Source organism: Rothia kristinae NBRC 15354, from assembly GCF_001570865.1.
In the GTDB taxonomy this organism is placed as follows: Bacteria; Actinomycetota; Actinomycetes; order Actinomycetales; family Micrococcaceae; genus Rothia; species Rothia kristinae.
Genome location: NZ_BCSM01000002.1, coordinates 90,546 through 108,843, shown reverse-complemented (window position 1 = coordinate 108,843; position 18,298 = coordinate 90,546). Strand labels below are relative to the sequence as shown.

Genomic DNA, 18,298 nt, shown 5'->3' with positions numbered 1-18,298 from the left:
GCGACGCGGCGGTCCCGGCACCCCGAGAGCCGGCGTCGGCGTGGGAACCCCGCGTCCCAGCGCCGCCACCCTGAGGCGCGACGTCAGCGCCCCGGGAATCCGAGGCAGCATCACGCGCGGCGGATCCGGTGTGCGGGCGGCTCATGCCGGCTCCTCACCCGGTGCCGTGAAGTCCACGGTCACCTCCGCCGGATCCGGGTGCTGGGGCACAGCCCCCGGCGCACCAGGCACACCGCCAGTCGCACCGCCAGCGGCGTCGGCGGCATCAGCACCGGCGACCGACGCCGCATCCTCGGCGGCCTCCCGGGGGTCGGTCACCACGATGTGGCGCTTCGGCCCCTCGCCCTCCGAGGCAGAGAGGAAGCCCAGCTCGGCGACGAAGTCGTGCACCAGTTTGCGCTCATAGGGGCTCAGGGGCTGCAGGTGGCGGTCCTTCCCGGACTCGCGCACCGAAGCCACGGCCTCCTCGGCGAGGCGGCGCAGCTCGCCCTTGCGCCGCTCCCGATGCCCCGCGATGTCCAGGATCAGCCGAGACCGGTTGCCGGTGGCCGCCAGCACCGACAGCCGCACCAGCTCCTGCAGGGAGTCCAGCACCTCGCCGTGCTTGCCCACCAGCATCTTCAGGTCCTCGGCCTGCTCGCCCTCGGCCACCACCGAGAGGAAAGTGCGGTTCTGGTGCACCTCGATCTCGATGTCGCCGTCCAGGTCCGCGATGTCCAGCAGCTCCTCGAGGTAGTCGGCGGCGATCTCGCTCTCCTCCTCGCGCAGCGCCGCCTCCTCAGTGCTGGATTCTGAGGCCGCGGCCTCCGCGGCGCTGGCGTGTGCGGTTTCCGCGGCGTCGTCGTCGCGGCGCTGGTCGGTGGGCTGCTGTGCTGACATCAGATGCTCCTTGCTCCATCCGTGCGGTCGGTGCGCTCGAGGGCCGCGGGAGGGCGCTCCGAACCCGTGGTCGCGCCCATCCCGCCGCGGATCACTTCCGCTTCTTCTTCTGGCGCTGCTTGCTCACGGGCTGACGGCGCTGCCCGGCCTGGGCCTTCGCCCGCTGGGCCTCCAGCTCGGCTTCGTGCTCCTCCTTGGTCTTGCCCACGGGGGGAAGGCCCTTGGCGGCCCGGCGCTCGTTGAGCTCGCGCTCGGCCTGAGAGCCCGGCGTCGGGTTGTTGCGGATGACCCACCACTGCTGGCCCATGGACCAGAAGTTGGAGACGGTCCAGTACACGAGCACACCGAGAGGGAAGTTGATGCCGCCGACGGCGAAGATGATCGGGAACAGGTACAGCATCATCTGCTGCTGCCGATACATGGGCGATTCCTTGGCCTGGTCGCTCATGTTCCGGGAGGTCAGCTGACGCTGGGTGAAGAACTGGGTCGCGCTCATCAGCACGATCATGAGGATCGCGAGCACGACGGTGGCCGTGTGGTTGCCATGGCCGGGCTGCATGAGCGTGGAGAACAGCGGCGCCCCGAGGATCGTGGCGTCGTTGAACTGGTGCACCATATCCGCGGGCAGCACCAGCAGATTGGATCCCGACGACGCCGCCGCCGGCACCCCGCGCAGCACCTGCAGGAGGCCGAAGAAGATCGGCATCTGCACGAGGATCGGCAGACAGGAGGACAGCGGGTTGGAGCCGGTCTTCTTGTACAGCGCCATCTGCTCCTGCGCCATCGCCTGGCGGGAGAGCTGATCCTTCTTGCCCTTGTACTTGGCCTGGATCTTGGCCATCTCCGGCTGCAGCTCCTGCATGCCGCGCATGGACTTGATCTGCTTGACGAACAGCGGGATGGTCAGGGTCCGCATCACCAGGGTCATGAAGACGATGGCGAGCACCCACGTCCACCCGGAGGCGGCGTCCATGCCGATCGCGGTGAAAACCGTGTGGAAGAACCACAGGATCGCGGAGACGATCCACTTGAAGGGCCACAGGATGAGGTCGAAGAGGTTCATCGGGGATTGACTCCTAGCCCCGCGGTTCCACGGGGGTGTCATGTGCGTGCGCGCAGCGCGGATGGTTCAGCAGCAGGATCTGGGGGGCGCGTCCCGGCGCGAAGGTCCGGGGGCCGACGGGCACCGGGTCCAGGCCGCCGGAGGCCCAGGGATGGCACCGCAGCAATCGTCTCACGGTCAGGCCCAGTCCCCGCACCGCGCCGTGCACAGTGAAGGCCTCCAGCGCGTACGCCGAGCACGTCGGGAAGTACCGGCACACCTCCCCGTACAGGGGCGAGATGATCCTGCGGTACAGGCGCAGCAGGCCGATGGCGAGGTTCTGCGGCAGCGTCCACAGCGCCTGCCCGACGCCGCGGACGCGCACGTACTCCGTCGGCGCCCGCTCCAGCAGCTGCTGGGGCTCCATCGCGGCCTCGAGGGTTCTTCCGGCGTCCTGGTCGGGGCTCATGCGGCGAGCTTCCGCCGGGCGGCGATCAGGGCCGCCCGGTAGTCCGCGCCGAGGCGGCTCCAATCCGCCTCGGCCGAGGCCGGCAGGGCGCGGACCACCAGGTGCAGTCCGCGAGGGGTCTCGGCGATCGACTCGGCGGCGAGCTCGCGCAGCCGCCGCTTGACCCGGTTGCGCACGACGGCGTTGCCCACCGCCTTGGACACGATGAAGCCGACGAGGGTCGGCTCCTGCGGTGCGCAGGGGTGGGCGTAGACGACGACGTTCCGGCGCCCGCTACGGGCGCCGGAACGCGTGGCTGCTGAGAATTGGACCGACGTCCGCATCCGGTGCTGCTGGGCCAGCACTGAGCGGCTCCTTCGAAGACGTGCCGGGGTGCGGGTGCCTCCGCGCGGGATCATCTCCCGGGCGCGGCGGGACAGCGCCTCAGTCCCCGACGACGGGGGTGCGGCTCAGGCGGAGAGGTTCGCGCGGCCCTTGGACCGGCGGTGGGCCAGGATGGCGCGGCCGGCGCGGGTGCGCATCCGCAGACGGAAGCCGTGCTTCTTGGCACGACGGCGGTTATTCGGCTGAAAAGTCCGCTTGCTCACGGTGGGTACTCCATTGACGTCGATTCGGGCGCTGCCCGCGCTGGTGGATCCGACGGGGATCCGCAGGGGCGACGCGTGGGGCGATGCGATCCGCGCGGCGTGCAGGGCCGCGCACCGGGTCTCCTCGAACCGCCGATGGGCTGCGGGGCAGCCCGGGTTGGAGGGTCGGTGGGCACACTGACGGCACACGGACGACTGATCGAGTCTAAGAGGGAGGCGGTGGGGCGGTCAAGCCCTGCGCGGCGCACCGATATCGTCAGACGAGGTGCATCCCGCTTCCCCAGGGTGTGCATCCACCGACCATCCCAGTCTGTGGATAAACCCCAGAGAAGTTCCCACCATCCCCAGCCCCGAGAAGACGCGGAACTACAGTCCTGTGATTACCGGAAGCGGCCGACTGCGGCGGATTCCCGCGGTCGGGATGCTCTAGGCTGGCAGGAGCCGCCTCTCGTTATCCACAGAGCAGGCGGGTGTGTACAACCTTGTGGACAGACCGGGGAGAACCGGTGGAGGACCGCGCCCGACCCGCCGGCGCGAACGCCTCCAGCGCCCTCGATCCGTCCCGTCGCCGACTTCGAGGAGCACCGTGAGCGTTCAGGGCAACGAGCAGATCCAGACGCGCTGGGAGGCGTGCATCGCGGACCTGCAGAACAACCCCGACCTGACCCGCCGGGTCAAGGGCTCCCTGGACAAGGCGCAGCCGCAGGGGCTGTTCGGCACCACCCTGATCATCGCGGTGCCCAACGAGTACACCCGCGACGTCTTCCAGCGGGAGCTGAACATCGCCTTCAAGGAGGCGCTGAACCGCGCCTTCCCCGAGGACATGGGCATCACCGAGGCCTTCGTCATCGACCCGGAGCTGGAGACGCCGGTGCCCGGCCGGGCCCAGGCCACCGCCTCGCCCCAGCAGCTGCGCAGCCCCCGCGCCGACGCCGCCCCGACGCGGACGTCCGGAGAGTCCGGGCACTCCACCGCCGAGGGAGGGCTTCCCACCGATCACCCGCGGGCGGATCAGGCCCGGCACGCGAGCTCGGAGCAGGGGCCCGGCCTGCCGCCCATCAGCGAGCTGGAAGCCGAGCGCGGCCACGTGGGCACCGTCCCCTCTCCGCTGCACGTGCCCGGGGCCGGACAGGAGCCGGCCTCCCTCACCGGTTCCCGCCCGACGTCGGCCCCGGCCGGCTCCCCGGAGTCCGAGGCCCCGCGCCCCGAGGTGGTCACCCCCGGCCAGGACATTCCCCAGATGGCATCCAACACCGCGCCGAACGACGCGGAGTGGGAGTCCAGCGCCCGGCTGAACAGCAAGTACGTCTTCGACACCTTCGTCATCGGGCAGTCCAACCGCTTCGCCCACGCCGCGGCCCTGGCCGTCTCCGAGATGCCGGCTAAGTCATATAACCCGCTGTTCATCTACGGGGATTCCGGGCTGGGCAAGACCCACCTGCTGCACGCCATCGGGCACTACACCAAGCGGATGTTCCCGCACATGCGGGTGCGGTATGTGAACTCGGAGGAGTTCACCAACGACTTCATCAACTCCATCCGCGACGACGAGGGCTCCAGCTTCAAGCAGATCTACCGCAACGTGGACCTGCTGCTGATCGACGACATCCAGTTCCTCGCGGGCAAGGAGCACACGCAGGAGGAGTTCTTCCACACCTTCAACGCCCTGCACAACCACCAGAAGCAGGTGGTCATCACCTCGGATCTGCCGCCCAAGCAGCTGACCGGCTTCGCCGAGCGGATGCGCTCCCGGTTCGAGTGGGGCCTGATCACGGATGTGCAGCCGCCGGAGCTGGAGACGCGGATCGCGATCCTGCGCAAGAAGTCTCAGAGCGAGAACCTGGACGCCCCGGACGAGGTCATGGAGTACATCGCCTCCAACATCACCACCAACATCCGGGAGCTGGAGGGCGCGCTGATCCGGGTGACGGCCTACGCCTCCCTGAACAAACAGGCCGTGGACCTGCCGCTGGCGGAGCTGGTGCTCAAGGACCTCATCACGGATGAAGGCGTCTCCGAGATCACCGCCTCCACGATCCTCGGGCAGACCGCGGCGTACTTCGAGGTGTCGCTGGAGGAGCTGCGCAGCAAGTCCCGCAACCGCACACTGGTCACCGCGCGGCAGATCGCCATGTACCTGCTGCGCGAGCTCACGGACATGTCCCTGCCCAAGATCGGCCAGGAGCTGGGGGGCCGGGACCACACCACCGTGATGCATGCGGAGCGGAAGATCCGCAAGCTCATGGCCGAGCGGCGCAACATCTTCAACCAGGTCACCGAGCTGACCAACCGCATCAAGCAGCAGCACCGCGAGGGCTGAGGCCCGGTCCGGGGCCCGCCCGAGCTCATCCACCGTTTCCACAGGGTGATCCGGGCCCTGTTATTAACAGCTGTGGACAGAACTGTGGACAACCCCGCTCGGACTGTGGAGCTTAAGGGGATGCACCGCCCGCAGGCTGTGGATCCCGCATCAGGCCGGTCTCGCGGCTCCACATGCCGGCAGGATCCGTCCCCGACGACGACCACAGGTTGCCCACACCCGCGATCCGCGAGCCGGCAGGGATCCGGGCGTTTTTCCACAGAATCCACACGGGTTGTTAATACTCCCGATCCTTTAAGAGATCATCCCCGACAACGAACCTCCCGGACCCTCGAGCCTGCCGGCAGGGCCGGGATCCGGCCGTGACCGGCCGCCCGGCCTGTGGAATTCCAAGAATCCCCGAGGTCCGGCTCCGGTAAGCTGGCCCCAGATCCGATCCCCTCGTACCCCGCGCGCTGCGCGCGGAAGAAGGACAGCGCCACCGTGAGATTCTCAGTCGACCGCGACGTACTGGCCGAGGCCGTCACCTGGACGGCCCGCTCCCTGTCCCCCCGCCCCCCGGTGCCGGTGCTCTCCGGGCTGCTGATCACCGCCCAGGGCGGGGAGGTCTCCATCGCGAGCTTCGACTACGAGACCTCCGCCAAGCTGTCCATCGCCGCCGAGGTCATCGAGGAGGGTCAGACCCTCGTCTCCGGGCGGCTGCTGGCGGACATCTGCCGCTCCCTGCCCTCCGCCCCGGTCGCCGTCGAGACGCGGGATTCCAAGGTGTACCTGACCTGCCGCTCCGCGAAGTTCAACCTCGCGTCCATGCCCGTCTCGGACTACCCCGAGCTGCCCGGACTGCCGGAGGTCTCCGGCACCGTGGACGGCGCGGCCTTCGCCCACGCGGTCTCCCAGGTGATCATCGCCGCCAGCAAGGACGACACCCTGCCCATCCTCACCGGGGTGCGCATGGAGATCGACGGACCGAACATGACGCTGCTGGCCACGGACCGCTACCGGCTGGCCATGCGCGAGCTGATCTGGGAGCCCGCGGACCAGGGGCTGCAGACCGCCGCCCTGATCAAGGCCCGCACCCTCAACGAGGTCGCCAAGACTCTGGGTGGGGCCGGGCAGCTGTCCATCGCCCTGTCCGGATCCCACGAGCTCATCGGCTTCGAATCCGGCGGGCGGCGCACCACCAGCCTCCTGGTGGACGGAGAGTACCCCAAGATCCGCTCGCTCTTCCCGGATCAGACCCCCATCCACGCCGTCGTGCGCACCGGGGAGCTGGTGGAGGCCGTGCGGCGCGTCTCCCTGGTGGCCGAGCGCAACACCCCTGTGCGCCTGGCGTTCGTGCAGGGCCAGCTGACCCTGGACGCCGGGACCGGGGAGGACGCCCAGGCCAACGAGGTCATCGAGGCCCAACTGGAGGGCGAGGACATCACCGTGGCCTTCAACCCCGTGTACCTGTCCGAGGGGCTGGGCGCGATCGGCGGGGACTACGTCCGCTTCTCCTTCACCACCCCGCCCAAGCCGGCGGTGCTCTCCCCGCAGGAGAGCCCGGAGGCGGAGGAGGATCGACGCTACCGGTACCTGCTGATGCCGGTGCGCCTGCCGCAGCAGTAGCGCCCGCGCGCAGCGGATCAGAGCAGGAAAGGAGGAGCCGGCCCGGTGCACATCGACCACCTCTCGCTGATGGACTTCCGCACCTACCGGTTCCTGGATCTGGCCCTGACGCCGGGGCTCACCGTGCTGGTGGGGCGCAACGGCGTCGGGAAGACCAACATCGTCGAGGCCGTGGACTACTGCGCCGAGCTGGCCTCCCACCGGGTCAGCGCCGATGCCCCGCTGGTGCGGGTGGGTGCCGAGCGCGCTTACATCCGGGCCCGGGTGGTGCGCGGCGGCCAGCAGACCGTCATGGAGCTGGAGATCACCCCCGGCAAGGCCAACCGGGTACGGCTGAACCGCGCCGCGCCCGTGCGGGTGCGCGAGGCCCTGGGGATCTGCCGCACCGTCCTGTTCTCCCCGGAGGACCTGGCCCTGATCAAGGGCGAACCCGCGCTGCGTCGTCGCTTCCTGGACGATCTGGCGGTCTCCCTGCGCCCGGTGGTCGCCGGATACCGGGCGGACTATGAGAAGGTGCTGCGCCAGCGCAACGCCCTGCTGAAGTCCCTGCGCCGCTCGGGACGCACCGGACCGGAGGAGCGGGCCACGCTGGAGGTGTGGAACGGGCAGCTGGTCAACCTCGGCGCCCGGATCCTGCACGCCCGCTTCCAGGTCCTGGCGGCCCTGTTGCCGGAGGCCGACCGGGCGTACGGGCAGCTGACCGACGGCGGCAAGGAGCTGGCCTTCCGCTACGAGTCCCTCACCCTGGGCGCCCGGCCGCGGGAGGACGTCGCCGCCCTGGCCGCGCTGAGCCCGGCCCGGCTCGGGCAGATGCTGGCCAGCGCGCTGGAGGAGAAGGCCCAGGATGAGATCGAGCGGGGGATGAGCCTGGTGGGGCCGCACCGGGACGAGGTGCAGCTGATGCTCGGCGGGATCCCGGCGCGCGGCTACGCCTCCCACGGGGAGACGTGGTCCTACGCCCTGGCCCTGCGCCTGGGCTCCTGGTACGTGCACCGGGCCGACGACGACGCCCCCGGCGCCTCCCCGATCCTCATCCTGGACGACGTCTTCGCGGAGCTGGACGCGGTGCGCCGTTCCCGGCTGGCGCGGATCGTCTCCGCGGCGGAGCAGGTGCTGGTGACCTGTGCGGTCGAGGAGGATCTGCCGCGGGAGCTGCCCGGGCGGCGTCGGGTGCTGCAGGTCAGCCCCGGCGAGGTGCACCCGGTGGACTCCGACGCCGGCGCCCCTGACGCCGCGCCGGAGGAGCCGGAGGGCCCGGGGGCGCCGGGTGCCTGAGCGGGGCGAGGAGGTGCGCCGGGAGCTGGAGCGGGACGAGATCGACGCCCCGGCCTCCCTGCTGCAGCGCCTGCGCGAGGCGGCCGTGGCCCGGGGCGAGGGGAGGGTCACCGGGGGTGCCGCGCGCCGGATCATCAAGGACTTCGGCGCCGTCGTCTCCGCGGCGCCGGGGCAGTCCCGCAGGCGGCGCTGGCGCGAGGAGGGCTGGGATCCGCGCGTGCTCGGCGGGTACACCGGGCCGGGGAAGTCCTCGCGGGACCCGCAGGGGGTCGGCCCCGTGATGGCGCACATGATCGCCGCGCGCGGGTGGAAGGAGCCGGTGGCGGTGGGCAGCGTGCTCTCCCGCTGGGAGGAGCTGGTGGGTCCTTCGATCGCCGCGCACACCAGCCCGGAGAGCTATGAGAACAGCGAGGTCACGGTCCGCTGCGACTCCACCAACTACGCGACCTACCTGCGCACCATGCAGGGGCAGCTGCTGAGCACCTTCGAACGGGAGCTGGGCCCGGGCATCGTCACCCGGGTCACCGTGCGGGGGCCCGCCGCGCCCTCCTGGCGGAAGGGCCGTCGAGTGGCCCCGGGTGGTCGGGGCCCGCGGGACACCTACGGCTGAGCGCCCGCTGCCGTCCCGAACCCCCGGTCACGGGGGATCCCCCAGCCAGACGGGGTCAGGACGACTCAGCCGCCTTCTGTGCCCGATGACGGGGCAGATGCCACCTCGAGAAGCTCCTCAGTGGGCGGAATCGGCGGTGCGCCCGGGGCTCGGTCCGCTAGAATCGAGGGAAGACTGAATGATGGGCGTCCGCACCCGCGACGCCCGGACCCAAGGAGCTTGATTCCCCCAGTGGCATCCGCAGAGCAGCACGAATACGGCGCGAACGAGATCACGGTCCTGGAAGGGCTGGAGGCGGTCCGCAAGCGCCCGGGCATGTACATCGGCTCCACCGGTGAGCGCGGCCTGCACCACCTGGTCTACGAGGTCGTGGACAACTCCGTGGACGAGGCCCTGGCCGGGTACGCGGACCACATCGAGATCACGATCCTCGCCGACGGCGGGGTGAAGGTCGTGGACAACGGCCGCGGCATCCCGGTGGACATCCACCCCACCGAGGGCCGGCCCACCGTCGAGGTGGTCATGACCGTGCTGCACGCCGGCGGCAAGTTCGGCGGCGGCGGGTACGCGGTCTCCGGCGGTCTGCACGGCGTCGGCATCTCCGTGGTCAACGCCCTGTCCACCCGCGTGGAGACCACCGTGCGCCGCCAGGGCTACGAGTGGACCATGGCCTTCGCCGACGGCGGGGTGCCCCAGGGGGAGCTGGTCCGGGGCCGGGAGACCACCGCGACCGGCACCACCCAGGTCTTCCACCCGGACCCGGAGATCTTCGAGACGGTGGAGTTCGACTACGAGACCCTGCGCGCCCGCTTCCAGCAGATGGCCTTCCTGAACAAGGGACTGCGCATCACGCTCACGGATGAGCGCACCGCGGTGGACTTCGAGGACCATGTGGCGGAGGAGAAGAAGCCCAAGGAGCTCAAGCTCAACACGGAGACCACCACCGCGGAGGGCCACCGCACCGTGGTCTACCAGTACGACCGCGGGCTGCTGGACTACGTGCAGTTCCTCAACGCCAGCCAGAAGTCCCCGGTGATCCACGAGGACGTCATCGCCTTCGACGTCGAGGACACCGAGCGGATGCTCTCCCTGGAGCTGGCGATGCAGTGGACGGAGGCCTACCGGGAGTCCGTGCACACCTACGCCAACACCATCAACACCCACGAGGGCGGCACCCACGAGGAGGGCTTCCGCGCGGCCCTGACCACGCTGGTCAACCGCTACGCCCGGGACAACCGGCTGCTGCGGGACAAGGACGACAACCTCACCGGCGATGACATCCGCGAGGGCCTGACCGCGGTGATCTCGGTGAAGATCGCCGAGCCGCAGTTCGAGGGCCAGACCAAGACCAAGCTGGGCAACTCCGAGGTCAAGGCCTTCGTGCAGCGGGAGGTCTCGGATCAGCTGGGCGACTGGTTCGAGCGCAACCCCAACGAGGCCAAGGCCATCGTGCGCCGGGCCATCACGGCCGCGCAGGCGCGGGTGGCCGCGCGCAAGGCCCGGGAGACCACCCGGCGCAAGGGCCTGCTGGAGTCCGGCGGGATGCCGGGCAAGCTGAAGGACTGCTCCTCCAAGGATCCGACGATCTCGGAGATCTACATCGTGGAGGGCGACTCCGCGGGCGGCTCGGCCGTGCAGGGCCGGGATCCGGAGCGCCAGGCGATCCTGCCGCTGCGGGGGAAGATCCTCAACGTGGAGCGGGCCCGCCTAGATCGGGCGCTGTCCAACGCCGAGGTCCAGTCCATGATCACCGCCTTCGGCGCCGGCATCGGCGAGGAGTTCAAGGTGGAGAAGGCCCGGTACCACAAGATCGTGCTGATGGCCGACGCCGACGTGGACGGCCAGCACATCACCACCCTGCTGCTGACCCTGCTGTTCCGGTTCATGCGCCCGCTGATCGAGGCCGGGTACGTGTACCTGGCGCAGCCGCCGCTGTACCGGATCAAGTGGTCCAACGCTGCGGACGACTACGTCTACTCGGATGCTGAGCGGGACGAGGTGGTGGCCCGGGGCCTGGCCAACAACCAGCGCCTGCCCAAGGAGAACGGGATCCAGCGGTACAAGGGCCTGGGGGAGATGTCCTACACCGAGCTGTGGGAGACCACCATGGACCCCGAGCACCGCACCCTGCTGCAGGTCACGATGGATGACGCCGCCGCGGCGGACCAGGTGTTCTCGGTGCTGATGGGCGAGGACGTGGAGTCCCGCCGCGAGTTCATCCAGAAGAACGCGAAGGACATCCGCTTCCTCGACATCTGATCGCATGCCGCCCGGATCATATTCCCCACGCGGAATGAGCCGGGCGGCGATGCGGCGAGACAGCGCAGAGCACACCCCAGAACGGAAAGCACACAGCCATGAGCGACGAGAACGCCACGCCGGAGAACGGCGCAGAGAACGAGGAGCGCGAGGTCCACGAGGGCGAGGTCGTGGACCCGGCCGTGCCCGGTCCGGAGATCCGTCTGACCGATCGGGTCGAGGCCGTGGACCTGCAGACCGAGATGCAGCGCTCCTACCTGGACTACGCGATGGCCGTGATCATCGGCCGCGCCCTGCCGGATGTGCGCGACGGCCTGAAGCCCGTGCACCGGCGCGTCATCTACGCGATGTACGACGGCGGGTACCGCCCGGACCGCTCCTTCAACAAGTGCGCGCGCGTCGTCGGCGACGTCATGGGCCAGTACCACCCGCACGGCGACTCCGCGATCTACGACACCCTGGTGCGCCTGATCCAGGACTGGATCATGCGCTACCCGCTGGCCCTGGGCCAGGGGAACTTCGGCTCCCCGGGCAACGACGGCGCGGCCGCACCCCGGTACACCGAGTGCAAGATGGCGCCGCTGGCCATGGAGATGGTCCGGGACATCCAGGAAGACACCGTGGACTTCCAGGACAACTACGACGGGAAGAACCAGGAGCCCACGGTCCTGCCCGCCCGCTTCCCGAACCTGCTGGTCAACGGCTCCTCCGGCATCGCCGTCGGCATGGCCACCAACATCCCGCCGCACAACCTGCGCGAGGTCGCCGACGGCGTGCAGTGGTTCCTGGACAACCCCGAGGCCTCCGACGAGCAGCTGCTGGAGGCCCTGATCCAGCGGATCAAGGGCCCGGACTTCCCGACCGGCGCGCAGATCCTCGGGCACAAGGGCATCGAGGACGCCTACCGCACCGGGCGCGGGTCCATCACGATGCGCGCGGTGGTCAACGTGGAGGAGATCCACGGGCGCACCTGCCTGGTGGTCACCGAGCTGCCGTACCAGGCCAACCCGGACAACCTGGCCATCAAGATCGCCGAGCTGATCAAGGACGGGAAGATCTCCGGGGTCGCGGACATCCGCGACGAGACCTCCGGGCGCACCGGGCAGCGCCTGGTCATCGTGCTCAAGCGCGACGCCGTGGCCAAGGTGGTGCTGAACAACCTCTACAAGCACACCCAGCTGCAGGAGAACTTCTCCGCGAACATGCTGGCGATCGTCGACGGCGTGCCGCGCACCCTCTCCCTGGACGCGTTCATCCGCCACTGGGTCACCCACCAGATGGACGTCATCGTGCGCCGGACCCGGTTCCGGCTGCGCCAGGCCGAGGAGGAGGCGCACATCCTGCGCGGCCTGCTCAAGGCCCTGGACGCCCTGGACGAGGTCATCCGGCTGATCCGCAGCTCCCCCACCGTGGAGGAGGCGCGCACCGGGCTGATGCAGCTGCTGGACATCGACGAGGCCCAGGCCCAGGCGATCCTGAACATGCAGCTGCGCCGCCTGGCGGCTCTGGAGCGGCAGAAGATCCAGGATCGCCATGCCGAGCTGATGCGCCAGATCGAGGAGTACCGGGGGATCATCGCCTCCGAGCAGCGCCAGCGGGAGCTGATCTCCGAGGAGCTGGCGGAGATCGTCGGCCGGTACGGGGACGAGCGGCGCACCCAGATCCTCATGGGCTACGACGGGGACATGTCCGTGGAGGACCTCATCCCCGAGGAGGACATGGTCGTCACGATCACCCGCGGCGGCTACGTCAAGCGCACCCGCATCGACCAGTACCGCTCCCAGCACCGCGGCGGCAAGGGCATCCGGGGCGCGCAGCTGCGCGGGGACGACGTCGTCGAGCACCTGGTGGTCACCACCACGCACCACTGGATCCTGTTCTTCACCAATCTCGGCCGGGTCTACCGCACCAAGGCGTACGAGCTGATCGAGGCCGGCCGGGACGCCAAGGGCCAGCACGTGGCCAACGTCCTGGCCTTCCAGCCGGGGGAGACGATCGCGCGGGTCATGGCCCTGCGCTCCTACGAGGACGCGCCGTACCTGATCCTGGCGACCAAGCACGGGCTGGTGAAGAAGTCGCGCCTGTCCGACTACGACACCAACCGCACCTCCGGGGTCATCGCGATCAACCTGCGCGAGGAGGACGAGCTGATCTCCGCGCAGCTGGCCGGGGCGGAGGATGACCTGATGCTCATCTCCCGCAAGGGCCAGTCCCTGCGCTTCACCGCCACGGACGAGGCGCTGCGCCCGATGGGCCGGGCCACCTCCGGGGTGACCGGGATGAAGTTCCGCGACGGCGACGAGCTGCTGGCCGCCTCCGTGGTCACCGACGACGCGTACGTCTTCGTGGTCACCGAGGGCGGCTGGGCCAAGCGCACCCGGGTGGATGAGTACCGGGTGCAGGGCCGCGGGGGCCTGGGCATCAAGGTCGCCAAGCTCGCGGAGGACCGCGGGGACCTGGTGGGCGGGCTGATCGTCGGCGCGGACGACGAGGTGCTGGTGGTCATGGAGTCCGGCAAGGTGGCGCGCTCCCACGTGGCCGAGGTGCCCGCGAAGGGCCGGGACACGATGGGCGTGATCTTCGCGAAGCCGGGCAAGAAGGACCGCATCCTGTCCATCGCCCGCAACCAGGACAAGGGCGTGGACGACGGGGAGCCCGTGGCCGAGGGCGGGGCCGTGGGGGTCCCGGGGGCGGATCATGAAGTACCGTTGGACGCAGACACTGATCGCACCGACGCACCGGCAGCAGCCGGTCCGCAGTCCCACGGAGGTAACGAGTGAGCACGAAGAATTCGGGATCCGAGGCGCGCAAGCCCTCCTCGGCGTCGGGCACCTCCGCCCGGCGGCCCGCCCCGAGCCGGGGCCGGGATTCCGTCACGGCCACCAAGTCCTCCGCCTCCTCCGCGGGACGCGCAGGCTCGGGGCGCACCTCCTCGGCGGGTGGGGTCAAGCGGCCCGCCGGCTCGGCCAACCGCCCGCTGGTGCGCCCCGCCCCGCGCTCCAAGGTGCGTCGTGCCCACCTGACGGTCGCGAAGATCGACCTGTGGTCCATCGCCAAGCTGGTGTTCCTGCTGTCCGTGGCCGTGGGCATCGTGACCGTGGTGGCCACCGTGATCCTGTGGCTGGTCTTCGAGGTCACCGGCATCTTCGACGGCATCAACTCGATCCTGTCCATGCTCTCCAGCCAGGGCAACGCCGTGCAGCTCACGGACTACCTCTCCCTGGGGCAGGTGGCCGTGTACGCCACGATCCTGTCCGTGCTGAACGTGGTGCTGCTGACCCTGCTGGGCATCATCGCCGGGTTCCTGTACAACATCGCGGCCAAGCTGGTGGGCGGCATCGGGGTGACCCTGACGGACGACTGACCCGGTGGTCCGCCGCCCGGCGGCCCCGCCTGTGCGCGAGGTCACCGGGGGCGGATTTGGCCGCCGCCGCGGGCAGCCGGTAGTGTTTCATCGTGGCCCACGGGCCGCGTGAGGGCGTATAGCTCAGACGGTTAGAGCGCTACACTGATAATGTAGAGGTCCCAGGTTCAATTCCTGGTACGCCCACCGAATCCCTCACTCGAGGAGGTCCGCTCATGCGGAAGATCCTGGCGGCGCTGGCCGCCGGTGCCGCGGCACTCGCCGTGGCCAAGAGGTACCGGGATTCCCAGGAGACCAAGTCCACGTGGCAGGCGTCCACGGATCGGGTCGACTGAAGTACCCGGGGACGTGGCGCAATTGGTAGCGCATCTGCTTTGCAAGCAGAGGGTTAGGGGTTCGAGTCCCCTCGTCTCCACCACGGACATCGGAACGAAGCCGCGGCTCCCGCATCGGGGCCGCGGCTTCGCCGCATCCGCCCCGTGTTTTCGCCCGCGCGGCGTCTCCGGTCCCCTCCGCGCAGCACCCGTGACCGCAGCTGTGACGCCGACCATGTGACTCGCTGCGGTGTCCAGCTTCGCGCCGCGAAGTTCATCTGAAGTTCACCCTGGCGGGCCTCGCGTCCGGTCCGCGCGGCGGCATAATCGATCCGTGACCCCAGAACTCATCATCCTCGCGATCGTGATCATCACGGCGCTGGTCTTCGACTTCACCAACGGCTTCCACGACACGGGCAACGCGATGGCCACCTCCATCGCCACGGGGGCGCTCAAGCCCAAGGTCGCCGTCGCCCTGTCCGCGGTGCTCAACCTCGTGGGCGCCTTCCTGTCCGTGGAGGTCGCCAAGACCGTCGGCAAGGAGGTCGTGAACCTCAAGATGGCCGAAGGGGACGGGCTGATCCTCATCGTGTTCACCGGCCTGGTCGGCGGCATCGTGTGGAACCTGCTCACCTGGCTGCTGGGGCTGCCCTCCAGCTCCTCCCACGCCCTGTTCGGCGGGCTGATCGGCGCGACCATCGCCGGTCTCGGGGTCTCCGGGGTGCTGTGGTCCGGCATCGTCGCCAAGGTCATCATCCCGGCCCTGGCCGCACCCGTCATCGCCTGCCTCATCTCCACCGTGGGCACCTCCCTCATCTACGGCTTCACCCGCCGGGTCGGGGAGCAGCAGAAGGAGCGCGGCTTCCGCTGGGGCCAGGTGGGCACCGCCTCCCTGGTCTCCCTGGCCCACGGCACCAACGACGCCCAGAAGACCATGGGCGTGATCTTCCTGGCCCTGGTGGCCTCCTCCGCGATCGATCCCTCCGCCGACATCCCGTTCTGGGTCAAGCTCTCCTGCGCCGGGGCCATCGCCCTGGGCACCTACCTGGGCGGCTGGCGGATCATCCGCACCCTGGGCAAGGGCCTGGTGGAGATCGACTCCCCGCAGGGCATGGCCGCCGAGGGCGCCTCGGCCGCGATCATCCTGACCTCCTCCCACTTCGGGATGGCCCTGTCCACCACCCACGTGGCCACCGGATCCATCCTCGGCACCGGCCTGGGCCGCAAGGGCGCGGACGTGCGCTGGGGCGTGGCCGGGCGGATGGCGGTGGCCTGGGTCATCACGCTGCCCGCGGCCGCCGCGGTCGGCGCGGTGTGCTGGCTGATCGCCCACGGCGTGTCCCTGGTCAGCAACCAGCTGGTCGGCACCGGCGTCGTCTTCCTGATCATGGCCGCCCTGGCCGGGTACATGTGGCGCCACTCCCGGAAGAACCCGGTGGACTCCGGCAACGTCAACGCCGATTGGGAGACCGAGGCCGCCCTGTCCGTGGAGAACGGCCCGGATCGCCCCATGGTCTCGGCCGCCGCCGGGGAGATCCTCGACCAGGACCACCTCACCCCCGTGGGCGCCACCGCGTCCCGCCGCCAGCAGAAGCACGGAGCCTGACCCATGGAGATGCTCTCCCTCATCGCCAACCTCCTCCCCGTGACCATCGCCGGGCTTGTGCTCGGCGCGGGGATGCCCGCCCTGTTCGCCCTCGCGATGCGGATCTCCGCCGGGAGCACCGAGACCCGCCCGGACGGGACCGTGGTGCAGACCGCGCCCGCCAGCCCCGTGCTGCGGGCGATCTCCGGGGCGATCTTCGCCCTGATCGCGGCGATCATCCTCCTCGGCATCCTGTGGATCGCCAAGGACTTCATCTACCACACCACCGGGTTCGACCTGCTGGGCGCCGCCAAGAAGTGACGCGCCCCGCGGGATCAGGAGACGCTCCCGCCGTCGACATCGGAACCCGCCGCCACGCGCGGGAGGACGGGGGACACCAGTGCCCAACTTCGTGAGCTCGCTGATCCAGTGGCTGCGTGCCGGCTACCCGCACGGGATGCCCTCCCAGGACTACATCCCGCTCATGGCGGTGCTGCGCCGCCGCCTCGGCGAGGAGGAGATCCAGGACGTCACCCGCCAGCTGGCCGCGGCCGGTCTGGTGCCCGCCGACTCCGTGGACATCGGCGTGGAGATCACCAAGGTCACCGACGAGATGCCCTCTCCCACCGACGTGCGCCGCGTGGAGGACAACCTGCGCTCCCTCGGCCGGGCGGAGGACCCGGAAGACCCGCAGGACGACGATGACGAGGGCCCGAGCCTGGGTGCCGCGGGCGAGGGCCGGCCCGGCTCCCCGGATGACGACGACCGGGAGGACGACGACGGCGCCTGAGCCCCGTCGAGCGCCCCGCTCGACGCAGCGGAGGGACACCCCGCCCTGGCGCGCCGGCCGCAGCAGCGCGTCGCCGTCGCGCTCTGGACCCCATAAGAGACGCCGCCGCCCCCTCATCTGAGGATGAGGGGGCGGCGGCGTTGTCGCGCGGCCGGGCAGGCCGTGGGATCAGGTCAGGAGGCTCAGGCCTCCTTGCCCTCCACGTTCTCGCGGCTCTTGGCGCCGGACTTCTGCGAGTCCTTGACCTCGGCGGGCTTGGCGGTGTCCGCCTTCTTGGGGTCCGGGGTGGCCGCCTTGTTCAGGGGCGCGCCCGGGCCGGGGTGGCTGGTGTCCTTGGCATCCACGTGCTCGGAGACCTCCTGGTTGGAGGGCGCCTTCGCGGAGGCCGGCTTGGTCACCTGCTGATCCTTCAGCGTGGACTTCCCGGCGGAGCCGGCCTGGGAATCCGCGGCGGTCTCCTCGGCGGGCTTGGCCGGGGCGGCCGGGCGGGAGGACTGGTCCTTGGCCGGCTGGGCGGCGTCGGCCGGGGTCTTCCACGGATCCTCCACGGGGCGGGAGGCGCGCCAGGCGGCCACGGCCGCGGCGGTGCCGGCGGCCAGCAGCCCGAAGACCAGCCAGCCCTTGTGGGACTTGCGCTGGGCCTTCTTCTGCTCCTTGGCGAAGCTCTTCGCGGACTTCACGGCCTGCTTCTGGTACTTCTTCACGGCCTTCTTGTCCCCGGTGAGCTTCTGGGCCAGGGCCTCCACGCGGTCATCGCCGGCGTCCACGGAGTCCAGCTTCTGGGCCAGGGTCGCGGCGGCCGCACCGGCCTGCGCCCGGCCCTTGGCGACGGCGTTCTCCACGGCGGGGGAGGCCTTGTCCAGGCCCTCCTGCACGCGCGGAGTCACCTCCTTCTGCACCCAGTGGTTGGCCTTGTCGGCCTGGTCCTGCAGCTTGGCGCCGAGGCCCTGGGCGAGATCCTGGGCTTTCTCTGCCTGGTCCTGGAAGCGGGAGCTGACGACCTTCTGGGCCTTCTTCGCCTTCTTGGCCGCCTGCTTCTGGGCTTCCTTGGCCTTCTTCTCAGCCTTCTTCTGGTGGCACGCCACGAGTCATCCCTCCTTGCGGACGCGGTGCGGCCGGGGCCTCTCCCCGGACGTGTCGCGCGTATCCGCCGGGGTAACACCGGCGGGACGGCACCGCGTCACTTGTCGTCCGTC

At 70.0% G+C, this 18,298-nt stretch carries 16 protein-coding genes, 2 tRNA genes and 1 pseudogene; 13 read left to right on the top strand and 6 right to left on the bottom strand.

Annotation, left to right across the window (positions count from 1 at the left end):
* Positions 1-312 precede the first annotated feature (312 nt).
* The 5 genes and pseudogenes from KKR01S_RS01770 to rpmH form a co-directional block, all read right to left on the bottom strand.
* A pseudogene (locus KKR01S_RS01770) lies at positions 313-879 on the bottom strand (Jag family protein); the annotation flags it as partial.
* Positions 880-970: 91 nt separating this feature from the next.
* On the bottom strand, positions 971-1,942 hold the full coding sequence (yidC, locus tag KKR01S_RS01765; protein ID WP_061225138.1) for a membrane protein insertase YidC: 972 nt from the start codon (positions 1,940-1,942) through the stop codon (positions 971-973).
* A gap of 13 nt (positions 1,943-1,955) precedes the next feature.
* Complete coding sequence (yidD, locus tag KKR01S_RS01760; RefSeq protein WP_224799966.1) at positions 1,956-2,390, bottom strand: membrane protein insertion efficiency factor YidD; 435 nt, start codon at positions 2,388-2,390, stop codon at positions 1,956-1,958.
* Positions 2,387-2,734, bottom strand: coding sequence for a ribonuclease P protein component (gene rnpA / locus KKR01S_RS01755; protein ID WP_058730476.1), 348 nt, complete (start codon positions 2,732-2,734; stop codon positions 2,387-2,389). Before rnpA ends, yidD begins: the two co-directional genes overlap by 4 nt.
* 105 nt (positions 2,735-2,839) lie before the next feature.
* A complete protein-coding gene (gene rpmH, locus KKR01S_RS10480; RefSeq protein ID WP_081046273.1) occupies positions 2,840-2,977 on the bottom strand; it encodes a 50S ribosomal protein L34 in 138 nt (45 codons plus the stop codon).
* 586 nt (positions 2,978-3,563) lie between these two features.
* Between rpmH and dnaA the strand changes: the two genes are divergently transcribed.
* From dnaA to KKR01S_RS01695, 13 genes are all read left to right on the top strand, one after another.
* Complete coding sequence (dnaA, locus tag KKR01S_RS01750) at positions 3,564-5,297, top strand: chromosomal replication initiator protein DnaA (protein ID WP_061225137.1); 1,734 nt, start codon at positions 3,564-3,566, stop codon at positions 5,295-5,297.
* A gap of 483 nt (positions 5,298-5,780) precedes the next feature.
* Positions 5,781-6,905, top strand: a complete 1,125-nt coding sequence (dnaN, locus tag KKR01S_RS01745; protein ID WP_058730474.1) for a DNA polymerase III subunit beta — start codon at positions 5,781-5,783, stop codon at positions 6,903-6,905.
* Between the two features lie 45 nt (positions 6,906-6,950).
* Positions 6,951-8,180 carry a DNA replication/repair protein RecF gene (recF, locus tag KKR01S_RS01740; RefSeq protein WP_058730473.1) on the top strand — a complete coding sequence of 410 codons (1,230 nt, stop codon included), beginning with the start codon at positions 6,951-6,953 and terminating at the stop codon, positions 8,178-8,180.
* Positions 8,173-8,790, top strand: a complete 618-nt coding sequence (locus KKR01S_RS01735) for a DciA family protein (RefSeq protein ID WP_244884078.1) — start codon at positions 8,173-8,175, stop codon at positions 8,788-8,790. The genes recF and KKR01S_RS01735 overlap by 8 nt, the downstream gene beginning before the upstream one ends.
* Positions 8,791-9,021: 231 nt before the next feature.
* A complete protein-coding gene (gyrB, locus tag KKR01S_RS01730) occupies positions 9,022-11,049 on the top strand; it encodes a DNA topoisomerase (ATP-hydrolyzing) subunit B (RefSeq protein WP_061225136.1) in 2,028 nt (675 codons plus the stop codon).
* 98 nt (positions 11,050-11,147) lie between these two features.
* The gene (gyrA, locus tag KKR01S_RS01725; protein ID WP_058748372.1) at positions 11,148-13,829 is read left to right on the top strand and encodes a DNA gyrase subunit A; all 2,682 of its coding nucleotides are present in this window, start codon (positions 11,148-11,150) and stop codon (positions 13,827-13,829) included.
* A complete protein-coding gene (locus KKR01S_RS01720) occupies positions 13,826-14,413 on the top strand; it encodes a DUF3566 domain-containing protein (protein ID WP_064725056.1) in 588 nt (195 codons plus the stop codon). The genes gyrA and KKR01S_RS01720 overlap by 4 nt, the downstream gene beginning before the upstream one ends.
* A 112-nt stretch (positions 14,414-14,525) precedes the next feature.
* A tRNA-Ile gene (locus KKR01S_RS01715) sits at positions 14,526-14,599 on the top strand.
* 29 nt (positions 14,600-14,628) lie between these two features.
* Positions 14,629-14,748, top strand: coding sequence for a DLW-39 family protein (locus tag KKR01S_RS11100; RefSeq protein WP_217265758.1), 120 nt, complete (start codon positions 14,629-14,631; stop codon positions 14,746-14,748).
* A 7-nt stretch (positions 14,749-14,755) separates the two neighbouring features.
* Positions 14,756-14,831: transfer RNA gene (locus tag KKR01S_RS01710), tRNA-Ala, on the top strand.
* A 230-nt stretch (positions 14,832-15,061) separates the two neighbouring features.
* A complete protein-coding gene (locus KKR01S_RS01705) occupies positions 15,062-16,333 on the top strand; it encodes an inorganic phosphate transporter (protein ID WP_081046266.1) in 1,272 nt (423 codons plus the stop codon).
* A 3-nt stretch (positions 16,334-16,336) separates the two neighbouring features.
* Positions 16,337-16,633, top strand: a complete 297-nt coding sequence (locus KKR01S_RS01700; RefSeq protein WP_058731389.1) for a hypothetical protein — start codon at positions 16,337-16,339, stop codon at positions 16,631-16,633.
* Positions 16,634-16,712: 79 nt separating this feature from the next.
* The gene (locus KKR01S_RS01695; RefSeq protein ID WP_081046267.1) at positions 16,713-17,102 is read left to right on the top strand and encodes a DUF3349 domain-containing protein; all 390 of its coding nucleotides are present in this window, start codon (positions 16,713-16,715) and stop codon (positions 17,100-17,102) included.
* Positions 17,103-17,284: 182 nt separating this feature from the next.
* Here the strand turns inward: KKR01S_RS01695 and KKR01S_RS11440 are convergent, their stop codons facing one another.
* Positions 17,285-18,187: a hypothetical protein gene (locus tag KKR01S_RS11440; RefSeq protein ID WP_058731390.1), complete on the bottom strand. Its 903-nt coding sequence runs from the start codon at positions 18,185-18,187 to the stop codon at positions 17,285-17,287.
* Positions 18,188-18,298: the final 111 nt, after the last annotated feature.